The sequence below is a fragment of the Pseudomonas sp. S06B 330 genome (assembly GCF_002845275.2).
Taxonomy (GTDB): domain Bacteria; phylum Pseudomonadota; class Gammaproteobacteria; order Pseudomonadales; family Pseudomonadaceae; genus Aquipseudomonas.
The window spans coordinates 4,534,771-4,552,212 of record NZ_CP088149.1; the positions used below are offsets into that span (position 1 = coordinate 4,534,771).

The window sequence follows — 17,442 nt, forward strand, 5'->3', positions numbered from 1 at the left end:
AGCCTGGCCGAAGCCAGGCTTTGTGTATACAGACCTGCTGCATCAAGTTGCTGAACAGTCAGTATGGCTGTTCAGCGAACCTTGGCTGCTGTCTTTTTACCATCTCTTGCTTAGCCGCGAAACTCGGCACGACCACGGTACACAGCCTTGCTGCCCAGTTGCTCTTCGATACGCAGCAGCTGGTTGTACTTGGAAACGCGGTCAGAACGGCACAGCGAACCGGTTTTGATCTGGCCGGCAGCGGTACCCACGGCCAGGTCAGCAATGGTCGAATCTTCGGTTTCACCCGAACGGTGCGAGATCACTGCGGTGTAGCCGGCAGCCTTGGCCATCTGGATGGCTTCCAGGGTTTCGGTCAGCGAGCCGATCTGGTTGAACTTGATCAGGATCGAGTTGGCAATGTGCTTGTCGATGCCTTCTTTCAGGATCTTGGTGTTGGTTACGAACAGGTCGTCACCCACCAGCTGGACTTTATCGCCGACTTTGTCGGTGAGGATTTTCCAGCCAGCCCAGTCGGACTCGTCCAGGCCGTCTTCGATCGAGATGATCGGGAAGCGCTCGGTCAGGCCCTTGAGGTAATCGGCAAAACCGGCAGCGTCGAACGACTTGCCTTCGCCAGACAGATTGTACTTGCCGTCTTCGAAGAACTCGCTGGCAGCGCAGTCCAGCGCCAGGGTCACGTCGGTGCCCAGCTTGTAACCGGCGTTAGCCACAGCTTCAGCGATGGCCGACAGCGCGTCTTCGTTGGACGCCAGGTTAGGCGCGAAACCACCTTCGTCACCAACAGCGGTATTCAGGCCACGGGCCTTCAGAACAGCCTTGAGGTGATGGAAAATCTCGGTGCCCATGCGCAGCGCGTCGGAGAAGGTCTTGGCGCCAACTGGCTGAACCATGAACTCCTGGATGTCGACGTTGTTATCAGCGTGCTCGCCACCGTTGATGATGTTCATCATCGGTACCGGCATCGAGTACTGGCCTGGGGTGCCGTTGAGGTTGGCGATGTGCGCGTACAGCGGCAGGTCCTGGTCCTGAGCAGCGGCTTTGGCAGCGGCCAAAGATACCGCGAGGATGGCGTTAGCGCCCAGGTTAGCCTTGTTCTCGGTACCGTCCAGTTTGATCATGGCGGTATCGAGGGCTTTCTGGTCTACCGGGTCTTTGCCCAGCAGCAGATCACGAATCGGGCCGTTGATGTTGGCAACAGCTTTGAGGACACCCTTGCCCATGTAACGGCTCTTGTCGCCATCACGCAGCTCCAGCGCTTCGCGCGAGCCCGTGGAAGCACCCGACGGCGCACAGGCGCTGCCAATGATGCCGTTGTCGAGCAGCACGTCCGCTTCAACGGTGGGGTTACCGCGCGAATCGAGAACTTCACGACCTTTGATGTCGACGATTTTTGCCATTGTTGTAAGCACTCCAGAATTGACGAAAACAACGCAGCTGAGAAAAAACCGGGTCCGTCACAGGCGGTTGGCACACGGGCAGGCCTGACGCGGACAAGCCCCTGACCCGAGGGTCAGGGGATGAACGGGCGGTACTTTACCGGAGAATTGAGTGTTACGCGGTTTCTACCGTCGGAAAACTCTTCACCAGATCGTCCAGTTGCTTGAGCTGGGCCAGGAAAGGCTCCAGTTTGTCCAGGCGCAGGGCGCAAGGACCGTCACACTTGGCGTTGTCCGGATCAGGGTGGGCTTCAAGGAAAAGCCCGGCCAGGCCCTGGCTCAGACCGGCCTTGGCCAGGTCAGTGACCTGGGCACGGCGGCCACCAGCGGAATCGGCGCGACCACCCGGCATCTGCAGGGAATGAGTCACGTCAAAGAACACCGGGTACTCGAACTGCTTCATCAGGCCGAAGCCAAGCATGTCCACAACCAGGTTGTTGTAACCGAAGCTCGAACCGCGCTCGCAGAGGATCAACTGATCATTACCGGCTTCTTCGCACTTGGTCAGGATGTGTTTCATTTCCTGGGGGGCGAGGAACTGAGCTTTTTTGATGTTGATCACCGCACCGGTCTTGGCCATGGCCACCACCAGATCTGTCTGACGCGACAGAAACGCCGGCAGCTGGATGATGTCACAGACGTCCGCCACGGCTTGCGCCTGGTGCGGCTCGTGAACATCGGTGATCACCGGAACCTTGAAGGTGCGCTTGATCTCTTCGAAGATCTTCATCCCCTCTTCCAGGCCAGGGCCACGGTAGGAGTTGATCGACGAGCGGTTGGCTTTGTCGAAGCTGGCCTTGAACACATAAGGGATACCGAGTTTCTCGGTAACCCGCACGTACTCTTCGCAGACCTTCATGGCCAGGTCACGCGACTCCAACACGTTCATGCCACCGAACAGGACGAACGGCTTGTCGTTGGCGATCTCGATGTTACCGACGCGAATGATCTTCTGGGTCATGTATCAGGCCTTGTTCTTTTGAGCCAATGCCGCCTTGACGAAACCGCTGAACAGCGGATGACCGTCACGCGGGGTCGAGGTGAACTCAGGGTGGAACTGGCAAGCGACGAACCACGGATGGTCCTGGGACTCGACCACTTCGACCAGCGCGCCATCACCGGAACGACCGGAAACCTTGAGGCCGGCTTCCACCAGTTGTGGCAGCAGCTTGTTGTTCACTTCGTAGCGATGACGATGACGCTCGACAATCACATCTTTGGCGTAGCAGTCATGGACTTTGGAGCCGCTTTCCAGCTGGCATTCCTGAGCACCCAGACGCATGGTCCCGCCCAGATCAGAAGCTTCGGTACGGGTTTCAACCGCGCCGGTGGCATCTTCCCACTCGGTGATCAGACCAACGACCGGGTGACCGCTGTTGCGATCGAACTCGGTGGAGTTGGCGTCCTTCCAGCCCATGACGTTACGGGCGAACTCGATGACCGCCACCTGCATGCCCAGGCAGATGCCCAAGTATGGAATCTTGTTCTCACGAGCGTACTGCACGGCCGTGATCTTGCCTTCGACACCGCGCAGACCGAAGCCGCCCGGTACCAGGATGGCATCAGCGCCTTCGAGCAGGCTGGTGCCCTGATTCTCGATGTCTTCGGAATCAATATAGCGCAGGTTGACCTTGGTGCGGTTCTGGATACCCGCGTGGCTCATCGCTTCGATCAGCGACTTGTAGGCGTCCAGCAGCTCCATGTACTTGCCGACCATGGCGATGGTCACTTCGTGCTCTGGGTTGAGCTTGGCATCGACGACCTTTTCCCACTCGGACAGGTCAGCGCCATTGCACTGCAGGCCAAAGCGCTCGACAACGAAATCATCCAGACCCTGGGCGTGCAGCACGGCCGGGATCTTGTAGATGGTGTCGACGTCTTCCAGGGAAATCACCGCACGTTCTTCAACGTTGGTGAACAGGGCGATCTTGCGGCGCGAGGACACATCGACCGGGTGGTCGGAGCGGCAGATCAGCACGTCAGGCTGCAGGCCAATGGAGCGCAGCTCCTTGACCGAGTGCTGGGTCGGCTTGGTTTTGGTCTCGCCAGCGGTGGCGATGTACGGCACCAGGGTCAGGTGCATCAGCATGGCACGCTTGGAACCGACTTCAACACGCAGCTGGCGAATCGCCTCGAGGAACGGCTGCGACTCGATGTCACCCACGGTACCGCCGATTTCCACCAGGGCCACGTCAGCATCGCCAGCACCCTTGATGATGCGGCGCTTGATTTCGTCGGTGATGTGCGGAATGACCTGAATGGTCGCGCCCAGGTAATCACCACGGCGCTCTTTGCGCAGCACGTGCTCGTAGATACGGCCGGTGGTGAAGTTGTTGTTCTGGGTCATGGTCGTGCGGATGAACCGCTCGTAGTGGCCCAGGTCCAGGTCGGTTTCGGCGCCGTCGTGGGTGACGAACACTTCACCGTGCTGGAACGGGCTCATGGTGCCCGGGTCGACGTTGATGTACGGGTCCAGCTTGAGCATGGTGACCTTGAGCCCCCGCGCCTCCAGGATGGCCGCCAATGAAGCCGAGGCAATGCCTTTCCCCAATGAAGAAACAACACCGCCCGTGACGAATATGTAGCGCGTCATGAAAAACCCTAGAAGTCTGCGTTAAAGCGGTCAGTGCCGCCGGGGAAAGCGAAGGAAGGCCGAAGCCCCCGATCACCTGCGTCAATCACAGTGCATCTTAAAAAACTGCCGCGTCTGGACACACCGGGGGTTGAATACCCGGTTAGGAGCTCGCTAAACATTTTTAGAATCGCCCAGCAAAAAACTGCTTGGTAATCGGCAACTGCTGTGATTTCGGGGAAGCCACAGAAGTTGTATCAAGAAGGGAGCGTAGTCTACCCGAATGTGCCTTTCATCTCAAACCTTGCGCGCTCGTCGGTACACACCAGTGCAATTGCCAGTCGCCCTGGCTCAGTTGCGGCAGGTTGGCGACGGCCAGCAACTGCTGGTCACGGTAGAGCAACGGCAGGCGCGAACGGACAAACGCAGGCACCTGAAATTCATTGAGCAGGCGCTTGAGGTCGCGGCGCCCGCGCCCGGCAACCTGCAGGCTTTCCCCGCCTTGGCGGTAGGCGATGCGCAACGGCCCCTGCGGCATCATGCCGCTCAATTGCAAGCTGCCATTACCCGGCAACAGCAGCGGTTGTGCCGGATCGTCCCAGACCAGCGCGCCGGGAATAGTGAGCCAGTCGTCGGCCAGCCACCAGATACGCCCATTGGCGCGATGCAGTTCACCGTCGGTCAGCCGCCAGCATGGCCGTCCGTCGCCTAAAGCATCACGCAAGTTCTCCCAACCAGCCCAGTGCCGTGTGTCTGGCAGGCGAGTGCGCTGAGCCAACCAGTATTGCAAAGCATTGCGCTGGCGCGCCGGGGATAGCTCGCACAACACCGACAGCTCCAATGAGGCCAGAGACAGCCAATCAAAGCCATTTGCTGTCGAGGCCCGGGCCAGATCCTGTACCGCCAACTCATCCAGCAGGCTCTGGGCCTCGCTCAGGTGCTCGGCCGTGCGTGCCAGCGCCTGCGCCGCTTGTGGCCAGCGCTGACGCATTAGCGGGAAGACCTGATGGCGTAAGTAGTTACGCGCATACCGGATATCACCATTGGAGGGATCCTCGACCCAGGTCAATTGCTGCGCTTGAGCGTAGGCCTCCAGCGCCTGGCGGGAGACGTCCAGCAAAGGCCGCACCAGCAGCCCCCGCCCCAGCACACGCTGGCCCGGCATCGCCGCCAAGCCACGCACACCGGCACCGCGCAAGAGTCGAAACAGCAAGGTCTCGGCCTGATCCTCGCGGTGCTGCCCGGTCAGCAGGACTTCCCCCGGGCGCAAGGCGTCAGCGAACGCTGCATAACGCGCCTCGCGGGCACCCTGTTCAAGGCTGGCACCTACAGCGACCTGGACGTGGACGATGAGCAGTTCAATGCCCAGTTCCTCACACAGGCGCTGACAATGAATAGGCCAGGCGTCAGCCGCAGCCTGCAGGCCGTGGTGGATGTGGATAGCACGAAGGGGGGGCTTGTTCGGCAGATTTGCCAGCAAGTGCAAAAGGACTGTGGAGTCCAGGCCGCCAGAGAGGGCGACGCACCAGGAAGGGGCGGTGAGCCAAGGCGTCAGTCTTGGGGAGAGATCGAGCATCGCTGGGCCCTCATTTACGAGCGCTACGCACTCGATCGCTGGCAAGGCCAGCTCCCACAACGATTGAGGTGCACTCGATTGCTGTGGGAGCCGGCGATGGCTGCAACGCAGCCCCGCCAACTGATCTCAGCTTACAGGCCGTAGCTCATCAGGCGGTCGTAACGGCGCTTGAGCAGCGCGTCGTTATCGAACTTCTTGAGCATGTCCAACTGCTCGATCAGCTCGCCACGGATGTTCGCCGACATTTTCGCCGGGTCACGGTGGGCGCCACCCAGCGGCTCAGCGATGACCTTGTCAACAATGCCCAGGCCCTTGAGGCGCTCAGCGGTGATGCCCATGGCTTCGGCCGCATCGGAGGCCTTCTCGGCGGTCTTCCACAGAATCGAGGCGCAGCCTTCTGGCGAGATCACCGAGTACGTGGAGTACTGCAGCATGTTCAGTTGGTCGCAGACACCAATGGCCAGTGCACCACCGGAACCACCCTCACCGATAACGGTGGCAATGATCGGGGTTTTCAGGCGCGCCATGACTCGCAGGTTCCAGGCAATCGCTTCGCTCTGGTTGCGCTCCTCGGCGTCGATGCCCGGGTAAGCACCTGGGGTATCGATGAAAGTCAGGATCGGCATCTTGAAGCGCTCAGCCATTTCCATCAGGCGGCACGCTTTACGGTAGCCTTCAGGGCGCGGCATACCAAAGTTGCGACGCACTTTTTCGCGCACTTCACGGCCTTTCTGGTGACCAATGACCATCACCGGCTTGTCGTCCAGACGGGCGATACCGCCGACAATCGCAGCGTCGTCGGCAAAGTGACGGTCGCCGTGCAGTTCGTCGAACTCGGTGAACAAGTGATCGATGTAGTCCAGGGTGTATGGACGACGTGGATGACGCGCCAGACGCGCAATCTGCCAGCTGGTCAGGTTGCTGAAGATGCTTTCGGTCAGGGTGCTGCTTTTGTCTTGCAGACGGGCGATTTCATCGCCGATGTTCAGCGAGTTGTCATTGCCGACCAGGCGCAGCTCTTCGATTTTGGCTTGCAGGTCAGCAATCGGCTGTTCGAAATCCAGAAAATTCGGGTTCATAGGCATCCGTCTTGGGTCTACGGCCAGGCGGCCGGCCGGTTGATCCGTTTGGCGCCCTACCTTAAGGGATCAGGCGCATTCAGGTCGAGATTAAAAATTCATCGATATTGCAAAAAGACGTTCTCACGCCCGAACTGGTCACGCAGTGCCTGAATCAGGCCATCTGCCGGGTCGATTCGCCAGCTTTCGCCAAACTGCAGCATCGCCTTGGCATCGCTGCCGGTGTACTCCATGGTGATCGGGCAAGCACCACGATGACGCTTGAACAATTCGCCCAGCCAATTCAGCCGGTCACCCTTGAGGGCGTCGGTATGCACCTTCAGGCGCAGGCTTTCGGCCAGGTTGGTACGGGCATCTTCCATACTCATGACGCGCTTGACCCGCAGGCGCAGGCCACCGGAGAAGTCATCGTTACTGACCTCGCCTTCGACCACCACCATTGCGTCGGTCTGCAGCAGGGCTTGGGCGGCCATGAAGGCATCAGCGAACAGCGAGGCCTCGATACGCCCAGAACGGTCGTCGAGGGTGACAAAGCCCATCTTGTCACCCTTTTTGTTCTTCATGACCCGCAGGGCGATGATCATGCCGGCCACCGTCTGGGTGTCGCGGGCGGGTTTCAGGTCAATGATGCGCTGGCGGGCAAAGCGGCGGATCTCACCTTCGTATTCATCGATCGGGTGCCCGGTAAGGTACAGGCCGAGGGTGTCCTTTTCGCCGCGCAGACGCTCTTTGAGGGTCAGCTCACGGGCCGCACGGTGGTTGGCGTAGACATCGGCGTCTTCCTCGACGAACAAGCCGCCGAACAGGTCGGCGTGACCACTGTCAGCGGTTCGCGCGGTTTGCTCGGCAGCCTTGATTGCTTCTTCCATCGCGGCCAGCAATACCGCGCGGTTACGGTCGATGTTGGCCTGGTAGGCCTTGAGCTCGTCGTGGAAGTACGGCCCCAGGCGGTCCAGGGCACCACTGCGAATCAGCGCATCGAGGGTTCGCTTGTTGATGCGTTTGAGGTCGACGCGCTCACAGAAGTCGAACAGGTCTTTGAACGGACCGGCCTTGCGCGCATCGACAATGGCCTCTACCGGCCCCTCGCCGACGCCCTTGATCGCGCCCAGACCATAGACGATACGGCCGTCATCGTTGACCGTGAACTTGAAGTCTGACGTGTTCACGTCAGGCGCATCGAGGCGCAGCTTCATGCTGCGCACTTCCTCGATCAAGGTCACGACCTTGTCGGTGTTGTGCATGTCCGCCGACAGCACCGCGGCCATGAATGGTGCCGGGTAGTGGGTTTTCAGCCAGGCTGTCTGGTAAGACACCAGGCCATAGGCGGCGGAGTGGGATTTGTTGAAACCGTAACCGGCGAACTTCTCTACCAGGTCGAAGATGTTGCCCGCCAGGTCCGGGTCGATGTTGTTGCTGGCACAGCCTTCAATGAAGCCGCCCCGCTGTTTGGCCATCTCCTCGGGCTTTTTCTTACCCATGGCCCGGCGCAGCATGTCCGCGCCACCGAGGGTGTAGCCGGCCATCACCTGAGCAATCTGCATCACCTGTTCCTGGTACAGGATGATGCCGTAGGTCGGTGCCAGTACTGGCTTTAGGCCTTCGTACTGGTAGTCCGAATGCGGATAGGCAAGCTCGGCGCGACCATGCTTACGGTTGATGAAGTCATCCACCATGCCCGATTGCAACGGGCCGGGACGGAACAACGCAACCAGTGCGATTAGGTCTTCCAGGCAGTCGGGCTTGAGCTTTTTGATCAGCTCTTTCATGCCGCGCGATTCAAGCTGGAATACCGCAGTGGTTTCGGCCTTTTGCAACAGGTCGTAGGTTTTCTTATCGTCCAGCGGGATGAAATCGATGTTGAGGTCATCCAGGCCTTTCTTGGCCTGCTCGCGGTTGATGGTCTCCATCGCCCACTTGATGATGGTCAGGGTCCGCAGACCGAGGAAGTCGAACTTCACCAGGCCCGCGGCCTCGACATCATCCTTGTCGAACTGAGTGACTAGGCCACCGCCCTCTTCATCACAGGCGATCGGCGAGAAATCGGTGAGCTTGGTGGGCGCGATAACCACGCCACCAGCGTGTTTACCGGTACCACGGCAGACACCCTCGAGCTTGAGGGCCATGTCCCAGATTTCCTTGGCGTCCTCATCGGTCTTGAGGAAGTCGCGGAGCATTTCTTCCTGCTCGTAGGCCTTCTCCAGGGTCATACCGACTTCGAACGGGATCATCTTCGACAGGCGATCTGCCAAGCCGTAGGACTTACCCTGAACCCGTGCCACGTCGCGCACCACGGCCTTGGCAGCCATGGTACCGAAGGTGATGATCTGGCTTACGGCGTTGCGGCCATAGGCATCAGCCACGTATTCAATAACCCGGTCGCGACCGTCCATGCAGAAGTCGACGTCGAAGTCGGGCATGGAAACCCGTTCCGGGTTGAGGAAACGTTCGAACAGCAAGTCGTAGGCCAGCGGATCGAGGTCGGTGATCTTCAGTACGTAAGCCACCAAGGAGCCGGCACCCGACCCCCGGCCCGGGCCTACCGGCACGCCGTTGTTCTTGGCCCACTTGATGAAGTCCATAACGATCAGGAAGTAACCAGGGAAGCCCATCTGGATGATGATATCCAGCTCGAACTTCAAGCGATCGAGGTAAACCTGGCGCTTTTCTTCGTAGTTGGGTGTGGTCTCCTTGGGCCACAGCACCGCCAAACGTTCCTCCAGGCCCTCATGAGAGACATGTCGAAGGTAATCGTCGATACCCATGCCGTTGGGGGTCGGGAAGTCTGGCAGGAAGTGCTTGCCCAGCTGTACCTGGATGTTGCAGCGCTTGGCGATCTCTACGGTGTTGGCCACCGCATCAGGCAGGTCACTGAACAGCTCGGCCATTTCCTCCGGGCTTTTCAGGTATTGCTGGTCGCTGTAGTTACGCGAGCGCCGCGGATCGTCCAGGGCGCGGCCTTCGCCGATGCAGACGCGGGTTTCATGGGCGTCGTAGTCCGTCTGCTTGATGAAACGCACATCGTTGGTCGCCACTAGCGGCGCATTGAACTTGTCGGCCAATGCGACTGCAGCGTGCAGGTACTCTTCATCACCGGCGCGGTTGGTCCGTTGCACCTCGACGTAGAAGCGATCGGGGAACATCGCCATCCAGTCTTGCAGCAAGGCTTCAGCTTCATTCGGGTTGCCGTTGAGCAAGGCCTGGCCGATATCGCCTTCCTTGGCTGCCGACAGGGCGATGAGCCCTTCGCTGGCGGGCGCAATCCACTCACGTTCAATGATCACCAGACCGTTACGCTGGCCTTCAACCCAGCCGCGGGAGATCAACTCCGTAAGGTTGCGATAACCCTTGGCGTCCATGGCCAGAAAGCAGATGCGCGACAGCGGTGCATCCGGGTCGCGGTTGGCCAGCCACAGGTCGGCGCCACAGATCGGCTTGATACCCGAACCCATGGCGTTCTTGTAGAACTTGACCAGCGAGCACATGTTGCTCTGGTCGGTGACCGCTACGGCCGGCATGTTCATCGAGGCCAATGCCTTGGCCAACGGCTTGATCCGCACCAGGCCATCGACCAGGGAGAATTCAGTGTGCAGGCGAAGATGAACGAATGAAGCCGACATGATGATCCTATAGCAGCACAAAACAACAAGGCCCGGATTGTACCGGGCCTTGATCAAAACATCAGCCAGCGCAGGGCAAACCTGACTGCTGACACTTGCCCGTAGCCGTCAGACTTCGGCGAAGCCAACGCCCTGGGCGTCGCGGGCTTCAAAAGCGGCACGCACTGGCGCGAACGATCGCCGGTGAATCGGCGTCGGCCCCAGCCGTGCCAGGGCTTCGAGATGCACGGGGGTCGGATACCCCTTGTGCCCACCGATGCCATAACCCGGGTAAATCAGCTCAAATGCCGCCATTTCCCGGTCACGGGTGACCTTGGCCAGAATCGAGGCCGCCGCAATCGCAGGCACTTGGCTATCGCCTTTGACCACCGGCGCCGAGGGCACTGACAGCTTAGGGCAGCGATTACCGTCAATCAGTGCCAGTTTCGGCGTAACGCTCAGCCCTTCGACCGCGCGCTGCATGGCCAGCATGGTGGCATGCAGGATATTCAGCTCGTCGATTTCTTCAACTTCGGCACGTGCGATACAGAAGCTCAGGGCTTTCTCGCAGATTTCATCAAACAGCTTTTCACGGCGCGCTTCGGTGAGCTTTTTCGAGTCGTTCAGACCAAGGATCGGTCGTTGCGGGTCGAGAATCACCGCCGCCGTTACCACCGCGCCACACAGCGGGCCGCGGCCGACTTCGTCGACGCCGGCGACCAGGTCCTCGACCAGGTTGAAGTCCAGTCCCATTTGCATCTATCGGTTTTCCAGCAGGGCCAGCACCGCTTCGGCTGCCTGATTAGAGGCATCGCGGCGCAGGGTACGGTGAATCTGGTCAAAACCTTCAGTCTGCTGCACGCCACCCTCGACCAGTGGCGCCAGAGTCTGGGCCAGGGCTTCGGGAGTGGCAGCTTCCTGCAGCAACTCGGGCACCAGCATGCGCTGGGCCAGCAGGTTGGGCAGGGACACGTAAGGGCTTTTGACCAGTCGCTTGAGAATCCAGTAAGTCAGCGGTGCCAAACGGTAGGCGACCACCATCGGTCGCTTGAACAGCAGTGCTTCCAGGGTTGCCGTTCCCGAGGCGATCAATACCGCATCGCAAGCCGCCAGGGCCTGGTGCGATTGGCCATCCAGCAGGGTCAATGGCAGATCACGCCCTTCGAGCATCTGCTCCAACTGGGCACGCCGCTCGGGGTTGGCACACGGGCTGATAAAGCGCACTCCCGGCACCAATTCACGCAAGCGCTGGGCAGTGTCGAGGAACAACGCCCCCAAACGCCCCACCTCACCGCCACGGCTGCCAGGCATCAACGCCACCAGAGGCCCGTCAGCCAAACCCAGCTGTTCACGGGCAACGCGGCGATCGGCTTCCAAGGCAATGGTATCGGCCAGCGGGTGGCCTACGAACCGTACCGGTACGCCCTTCTCTTCGTAGAACTTGGCCTCGAAAGGGAACAGCGTCAGCATCAGGTCGCAGCCTTCGCGGATCTTCAGCACGCGCTTTTGCCGCCAGGCCCAGACCGAGGGACTGACGTAATGCACGGTCTTGATCCCGGCCTTGCGCAGGTTCAACTCAATATTAAGGGTGAAATCAGGCGCATCGATACCGATGAACACATCCGGGCGTGCTTCGATCAGGGTCTGGATCAATGCCTTGCGCCGCTTGAGCAGCTCACGCAGGCGACCCAGCACCTCGACCAGGCCCATCACCGCCAGGCGCTCCATAGGGAAGTAAGACACCAGGCCCTCGGCCTGCATCAGTGGGCCACCGACCCCAATGAAACGGACCTGAGGATGACGTGCCTTGAGAGCACGCATCAATCCGGCGCCAAGAATATCGCCGCTGGCCTCACCCGCCACCAGCGCTACACAGAGTTCAGCCATGATCAGCGCGTGATGCCGCGAGTGGAATTCTGGATCGACTTGAGGAACACGTCGACTTCAGGGAACTGGGCGGCTGGCTCGGTCAGCTCGGCAATCGCCTGCTCGACCGTAAGCCCCTGGCGATAGACGACCTTGTAGGCACGGCGCAGGGCGTGAATGGCTTCTTCGCTGAAACCACGACGGCGCATGCCTTCGAAGTTCATGCTGCGTGCTTCGGCCGGATTGCCAAATACCGTTACATAGGCCGGTACATCCTTGCCGATGGCAGTGCCCATGCCAGAAAAGCTGTGGGCGCCTATATGGCAGAACTGATGGACTAGGGTGAAGCCGGAGAGGATTGCCCAGTCATCCACATGCACATGCCCGGCCAACGCCGTGTTGTTGACCAGAATGCAGTGGTTACCGATGACGCTGTCATGACCGATGTGGGCATAGGCCATGATCAGGTTGTGATCGCCCAGGGTGGTTTCCGAGCGATCCTGCACGGTACCGCGGTGAATGGTCACACCTTCACGGATGACATTGTGGTCACCGATTACCAGGCGCGTAGGTTCACCCTTGTACTTCAGGTCTGGGGTATCTTCGCCTACCGAGGAGAACTGGTAGATACGATTGTGCCGACCGATACGGGTCGGCCCCTTGAGAATCACGTGCGGACCAATAACGGTCCCCTCGCCAATCTCGACACCAGCACCAACGATAGACCAAGGGCCAACCTCGACGCCGTCGGCGATCTTCGCCGACGGATCGATGATCGCCCGAGGGTCAATCAAACTCATAGTTTGCGTTCCGCGCAGATGATCTCGGCCGAGCACACTGGCTTGCCGTCGACCGACGCCTGACACTCGAATTTCCAGATCTGGCGCTTGCAGCTGATGAACTTGGCTTCGAGGATCAGTTGATCACCCGGCAATACCGGCTGACGGAAACGCAGCTTGTCGGAACCGACGAAGTAGTACAGCGTACCGTCTGCAGGTTTCACGTCGAGCATCTTGAAGCCAAGGATACCGGCCGCCTGGGCCATGGCTTCGATGATCAGCACGCCCGGCATGATCGGGTGCGCCGGAAAGTGACCATTGAAGAAAGGTTCGTTGATGCTGACATTCTTGTAGGCACGAATGCGCTGGGCCTCGACGTCCAGGTCCACTACCCGGTCCACTAACAGGAACGGATAACGGTGAGGCAGGTATTCGCGAATCTCGTTGATGTCCATCATTTCGGGGGGAAGCCTGTAGTAAAGATAGGGAGCGCCCGCTTTTGCCAGGCGCTCCTTTTGCAAATCAAAGAGTCAGCCTGTGGCTATTCACTCTCGATCAGGAAATGGTATCAGCCTTCTGATGAAGGCTGGCTGCCTGAGGTCACGACCTCGACACGCTTTTCCAACTGTTGGAGGCGTTTCGCCATCTCGTCGAGCTGGCGAATCCGCGCGGCACTTTTGCGCCACTCGCCCAGCGGCTGCATTGCCGTACCGGAAGAATAAGCCCCAGGCTCGGTGATCGAGCGCGTGACCATGGTCATGCCGGATACGAAAACGCCGTCGCAGACATCGATATGCCCCACCATGCCAACACCGCCAGCGATGGTGCAATGCTTGCCGATCTTGGTACTCCCGGAAATGCCGACACAGGCCGCCATCGCCGTATGATCACCAATTTGTACGTTATGAGCGATCTGAATCTGGTTGTCGAGCTTGACGCCATCACCAATACGGGTGTCTGCCAGCGCACCGCGGTCGACAGCAGTGTTCACGCCGATCTCGACATCGTCACCGATACTGACCCCACCAATCTGGGCGATCTTCTGCCAGACGCCTTTCTCGTTGGCAAAGCCGAAGCCTTCGCCGCCGATAACCGCGCCCGACTGAATGACCACCCGCTTGCCGATGCGGACATCGTGGTACAGGGTTACTCGCGGGGCCAACCAACCGCCCTCGCCAATCACACAACGGGCACCGATGAAGCACTGCGCACCGATGGTGACGCCTGGGCCGATTTGCGCACCGCTTTCAATCACCGCACAAGCACCGATGCTAGCGCTGGCATCAACCTGGGCATCAGAAGCAACCACGGCGCTGGGATGAATTCCCGCTACAGCCCTGGGCTTTGGATCGAACAGGTGGGAGACGCGCGCATAAGCGAGGTACGGGTCGGGGACGATCAGCGCGTTGCCGGCAAAACCTTCGGCATCTGCGGCTTTGAGCAGGATCGCGGCCGCGTGGCTTTCACCGAGGTACTTGCGGTACTGCGGATTGGCCAGAAAGCTCAACTGCCCAGGCCCAGCTTCCTGAAGGGTCGCCAGGCCAGTGATTTCCAGCTCCTCGGGGCCACTCAAGGTGGCGCCGAGGAACTCGGCCAGCTGACCGAGTTTCATGGTCACAGTCATGTTCAACGGGACTGGTTCATGCGCTCGATGACTTGGCGAGTGATGTCGTACTGAGGTTTGACATCAATCACCGCGCCACGCTCGAGCACCAGGTCAAAGCCGCCCTTCTTGATCACTTCCTCAACGGCGCCATCAAGCTTGGGCTTGAGCTGCTTAAGCATTTCGCGGTCAGCCACAGCCTTGGACTCATTCAGCTCCTTGGACTGGAACTGGAAATCACGGGCTTTCTGCTTGTACTCAAGCTCCAGACGCTCGCGCTCTGGCTGGGCCATCTTGTCGCCACCGGCACGGATGCGGTCGGCAATGCCCTTGGCGCTGCTTTCCAGGTTCTTCAGCTTGGTCAGCTGCGGGCCGAACTTCTTCTCGGCATCAACAGCGTACTTCTTCGCCGCATCCGATTCGAGCAAGGCCATCTGATAGTTCAGGACGGCAATCTTCATTTCGGCGAAAGCCGGGGTTGCGATCAGGGTCGCAGCCAGTACTGCCAGTTGAGTCAACTTACGCACGATGCACTCCTACAGAATCCGTTGTCGTTAGCAAGGGGCAGACCTTAGAAGGTCTGGCCCAGAGAGAATTGGAACACCTGGGTATCAGCTTCATCCGGTTTCTTCACCGGCATGGCCAGGCTGAAGCTCAACGGACCGAGCGCAGTAATCCAGGTCACGCCCAGACCAACGGAGCTGGCCAGACCCGACAGACCGATGTCTTCGCAATCAGGTTTAGAACCGCAGTTGGTATCGAACACGTTACCCACATCCCAGAATACCGAAGTACGCAGCGAACGCTGGTCCTTGACAAACGGCAGTGGGAACAACAGTTCTACACCACCCTGGACAAGGACGTTACCACCGAACGGCAGTGGATCCTGGTCCGGGTCGGCGATGGTGCCCGGGTTCTTACCATTACTTGGGGTACTGCGTGGGCCCAGGCTGCTGTCCTTGAAACCACGAACCGAGTTGAAGCCACCGGCGTAGTAGTTCTCGTAGAACGGCAGGCCCGAGGTGCCACCGAAACCATCACCATAGCCCAGCTCGGTGTGCAGGCGCACGGTGTAGTCGTTAGTGATTGGCTTGAACAGCTGACCGCGATAATCCAGCTTGAAGAACGACAGGTCGCTGCCTGGGGTGGTTGTTTCAAGCACCAGGCTCTGCGAGTGACCACGGGTAGCCAGCACACCCTTGTTCAGCGTCGACTCAGACCAGCCGGCGGACGCCTTGAAGTTCAGGTACTTGTCACCTTCTTCGTTAACGAAGTCGAAAATCTCGTCGACGGTGTACTTACCGGTCTTGATTTCGTCCTGCTGAACCGTCAGGCCGAAGGTCAGACGCGAGGTTTCGCTGATCGGGTAACCGACGCTAACACCTGCACCCAGGCTGTCGACCGCATAGCTGGCCACGTCGACGTCAAGGTCGTCGTAGTCAGTGGTGCGATAGAAGGCGTTGTAACCCAGGCTGACGCCATCGGCCGTCCAGTAGGGGTCAACATAGCCAAAGTTGTAGCGGCTCTGGTATTCGCTGCGGGTCAGGCCCAGGGATACCTTGTTACCGGTACCGAGGAAGTTACTCTGGCTGATCGAACCACCGAGGATCAGACCGGCGCTCTGGGCAAAACCGACACTGGCGGTGATCGAGCCGGAAGCCTGCTCTTCGACGCTGTAGTTAACATCGACCTGGTCATCGGTACCCGGAACGGCCGGCGTCTCGACGTTGACTTCCTTGAAGAAGCCCAGACGCTCCAGACGGGTCTTGGACTGATCGATCAGGTAGGTCGATGCCCAGCCACCTTCCATCTGGCGCATTTCACGGCGCAGCACTTCGTCCTCGGACTTGGTGTTACCACGGAAGTTGATACGGTTGACGTAGGCACGCTTGCCCGGATCGACAACAAACATGATGTCGACGGTGTGGTCCTGGTCGTTCGGTTGTGGCACGCCGTTGACGTTGGCGAAGGTGTAGCCTTCGTTACCCAGACGACGGGTGATCAGCTCGGAGGTGGTGGTCATCACTTTACGCGAGAAGACTTGACCCGGCTGCACCAGCATCAGCGACTTGATCTGGTCTTCCGGTACCTTGAGGTCACCGGACAGTTTCACGTCGCGAACGGTGTACTTCTCGCCTTCGTTGACGTTAACAGTGATGTAGACGTGCTTCTTGTCCGGAGTGATCGACACCTGGGTGGACGCGATGTCCATATTGATGTAGCCGCGGTCCAGGTAGTAGGAACGCAGACGCTCCAGGTCACCGGACAGCTTCTCACGGGCATATTTGTCATCGTTCTTGAAGAACGACAGCCAGTTAGTGGTCTTCAGCTCGAACAGGCCGACCAGGTCTTCCTCTGGGAAAACCGTGTTGCCCACCACGTTGATGTGCTGGATGGCGGCAACGGTGCCTTCGTTGATCTTGATCTTCAGGCCAACGCGGTTACGCGGCTGCGGGACGACTTCAGTGTCAACCTCGGCCGAGTAACGACCCTGGGCAACATATTGACGTTGCAGTTCGTTACGCACGCCTTCGAGGGTGGCGCGCTGGAAGATCTCGCCTTCAGACAGACCAGACTGTTTCAGACCTTTCATCAAGTCTTCAGTACTGATGGCCTTGTTGCCTTCGATCTCGATGCTCGACACCGAAGGACGTTCGACCACTGTAATGATCAGGACGTTGCCGTCACGGCCCAGTTGGATGTCCTGGAAGAAACCGGTCTTGAACAGTGCCCGGGTAGATTCCACCAGGCGACGGTCATCGGCCTCATCGCCAACGTTCAATGGCAACGCACCGAAAACGCTGCCCGCGGAAACCCGCTGCAGACCATTGACACGAATATCGGAGATGGTGAAGGACTCGGCGTGAACTTCAGCGATCATCAGTACGGCGAGAACCGCAGTTAGCAGCAGACGTTTCATGAAGTCCTT

The 17,442-nt window shown here is 59.3% G+C and carries 13 protein-coding genes; all 13 read right to left on the reverse strand.

Going from position 1 to position 17,442, the window contains the following annotated elements:
* Positions 1-110: 110 nt before the first annotated feature.
* The gene (eno, locus tag CX511_RS20355; protein WP_045189702.1) at positions 111-1,400 is read right to left on the reverse strand and encodes a phosphopyruvate hydratase; all 1,290 of its coding nucleotides are present in this window, start codon (positions 1,398-1,400) and stop codon (positions 111-113) included.
* Between the two features lie 154 nt (positions 1,401-1,554).
* On the reverse strand, positions 1,555-2,400 hold the full coding sequence (gene kdsA, locus CX511_RS20360) for a 3-deoxy-8-phosphooctulonate synthase (protein WP_045189700.1): 846 nt from the start codon (positions 2,398-2,400) through the stop codon (positions 1,555-1,557).
* 3 nt (positions 2,401-2,403) lie between these two features.
* Entirely contained in the window at positions 2,404-4,032 is a 1,629-nt protein-coding gene (gene pyrG / locus CX511_RS20365; RefSeq protein WP_045189699.1) for a CTP synthase, read from the reverse strand.
* A 271-nt stretch (positions 4,033-4,303) separates the two neighbouring features.
* On the reverse strand, positions 4,304-5,587 hold the full coding sequence (tilS, locus tag CX511_RS20370) for a tRNA lysidine(34) synthetase TilS (protein WP_101292634.1): 1,284 nt from the start codon (positions 5,585-5,587) through the stop codon (positions 4,304-4,306).
* Positions 5,588-5,718: 131 nt separating this feature from the next.
* Entirely contained in the window at positions 5,719-6,666 is a 948-nt protein-coding gene (locus CX511_RS20375) for an acetyl-CoA carboxylase carboxyltransferase subunit alpha (RefSeq protein WP_045189692.1), read from the reverse strand.
* Positions 6,667-6,764: 98 nt separating this feature from the next.
* Positions 6,765-10,286, reverse strand: a complete 3,522-nt coding sequence (gene dnaE / locus CX511_RS20380; protein WP_045189689.1) for a DNA polymerase III subunit alpha — start codon at positions 10,284-10,286, stop codon at positions 6,765-6,767.
* A gap of 108 nt (positions 10,287-10,394) precedes the next feature.
* Positions 10,395-11,024 carry a ribonuclease HII gene (rnhB, locus tag CX511_RS20385; RefSeq protein ID WP_045189686.1) on the reverse strand — a complete coding sequence of 210 codons (630 nt, stop codon included), beginning with the start codon at positions 11,022-11,024 and terminating at the stop codon, positions 10,395-10,397.
* Positions 11,025-12,152, reverse strand: a complete 1,128-nt coding sequence (gene lpxB / locus CX511_RS20390) for a lipid-A-disaccharide synthase (RefSeq protein ID WP_045189683.1) — start codon at positions 12,150-12,152, stop codon at positions 11,025-11,027.
* Between the two features lie 2 nt (positions 12,153-12,154).
* On the reverse strand, positions 12,155-12,931 hold the full coding sequence (gene lpxA / locus CX511_RS20395) for an acyl-ACP--UDP-N-acetylglucosamine O-acyltransferase (RefSeq protein ID WP_045189682.1): 777 nt from the start codon (positions 12,929-12,931) through the stop codon (positions 12,155-12,157).
* Positions 12,928-13,368, reverse strand: a complete 441-nt coding sequence (gene fabZ, locus CX511_RS20400; RefSeq protein ID WP_038613986.1) for a 3-hydroxyacyl-ACP dehydratase FabZ — start codon at positions 13,366-13,368, stop codon at positions 12,928-12,930. Before fabZ ends, lpxA begins: the two co-directional genes overlap by 4 nt.
* A 110-nt stretch (positions 13,369-13,478) precedes the next feature.
* The gene (gene lpxD, locus CX511_RS20405) at positions 13,479-14,534 is read right to left on the reverse strand and encodes a UDP-3-O-(3-hydroxymyristoyl)glucosamine N-acyltransferase (RefSeq protein WP_045189679.1); all 1,056 of its coding nucleotides are present in this window, start codon (positions 14,532-14,534) and stop codon (positions 13,479-13,481) included.
* Between the two features lie 2 nt (positions 14,535-14,536).
* Positions 14,537-15,040 (reverse strand): OmpH/Skp family outer membrane protein, encoded by a 504-nt coding sequence (locus CX511_RS20410; RefSeq protein WP_045189677.1) that lies wholly within the window; start codon positions 15,038-15,040, stop codon positions 14,537-14,539.
* A gap of 44 nt (positions 15,041-15,084) precedes the next feature.
* Positions 15,085-17,433, reverse strand: coding sequence for an outer membrane protein assembly factor BamA (gene bamA / locus CX511_RS20415; protein ID WP_045189675.1), 2,349 nt, complete (start codon positions 17,431-17,433; stop codon positions 15,085-15,087).
* Positions 17,434-17,442 lie beyond the last annotated feature (9 nt).

What these genes read in the sequence shown, in the direction of transcription:
- eno (WP_045189702.1), bottom strand. Translation starts at nt 1,400, where the DNA reads ATGGCAAAAATCGTCGACATCAAAGGTCGTGAAGTTCTCGATTCGCGC.
- kdsA (WP_045189700.1), bottom strand. Translation starts at nt 2,400, where the DNA reads ATGACCCAGAAGATCATTCGCGTCGGTAACATCGAGATCGCCAACGAC.
- pyrG (WP_045189699.1), bottom strand. Translation starts at nt 4,032, where the DNA reads ATGACGCGCTACATATTCGTCACGGGCGGTGTTGTTTCTTCATTGGGG.
- tilS (WP_101292634.1), bottom strand. Translation starts at nt 5,587, where the DNA reads ATGCTCGATCTCTCCCCAAGACTGACGCCTTGGCTCACCGCCCCTTCC.
- CX511_RS20375 (WP_045189692.1), bottom strand. Translation starts at nt 6,666, where the DNA reads ATGAACCCGAATTTTCTGGATTTCGAACAGCCGATTGCTGACCTGCAA.
- dnaE (WP_045189689.1), bottom strand. Translation starts at nt 10,286, where the DNA reads ATGTCGGCTTCATTCGTTCATCTTCGCCTGCACACTGAATTCTCCCTG.
- rnhB (WP_045189686.1), bottom strand. Translation starts at nt 11,024, where the DNA reads ATGCAAATGGGACTGGACTTCAACCTGGTCGAGGACCTGGTCGCCGGC.
- lpxB (WP_045189683.1), bottom strand. Translation starts at nt 12,152, where the DNA reads ATGGCTGAACTCTGTGTAGCGCTGGTGGCGGGTGAGGCCAGCGGCGAT.
- lpxA (WP_045189682.1), bottom strand. Translation starts at nt 12,931, where the DNA reads ATGAGTTTGATTGACCCTCGGGCGATCATCGATCCGTCGGCGAAGATC.
- fabZ (WP_038613986.1), bottom strand. Translation starts at nt 13,368, where the DNA reads ATGATGGACATCAACGAGATTCGCGAATACCTGCCTCACCGTTATCCG.
- lpxD (WP_045189679.1), bottom strand. Translation starts at nt 14,534, where the DNA reads ATGACTGTGACCATGAAACTCGGTCAGCTGGCCGAGTTCCTCGGCGCC.
- bamA (WP_045189675.1), bottom strand. Translation starts at nt 17,433, where the DNA reads ATGAAACGTCTGCTGCTAACTGCGGTTCTCGCCGTACTGATGATCGCT.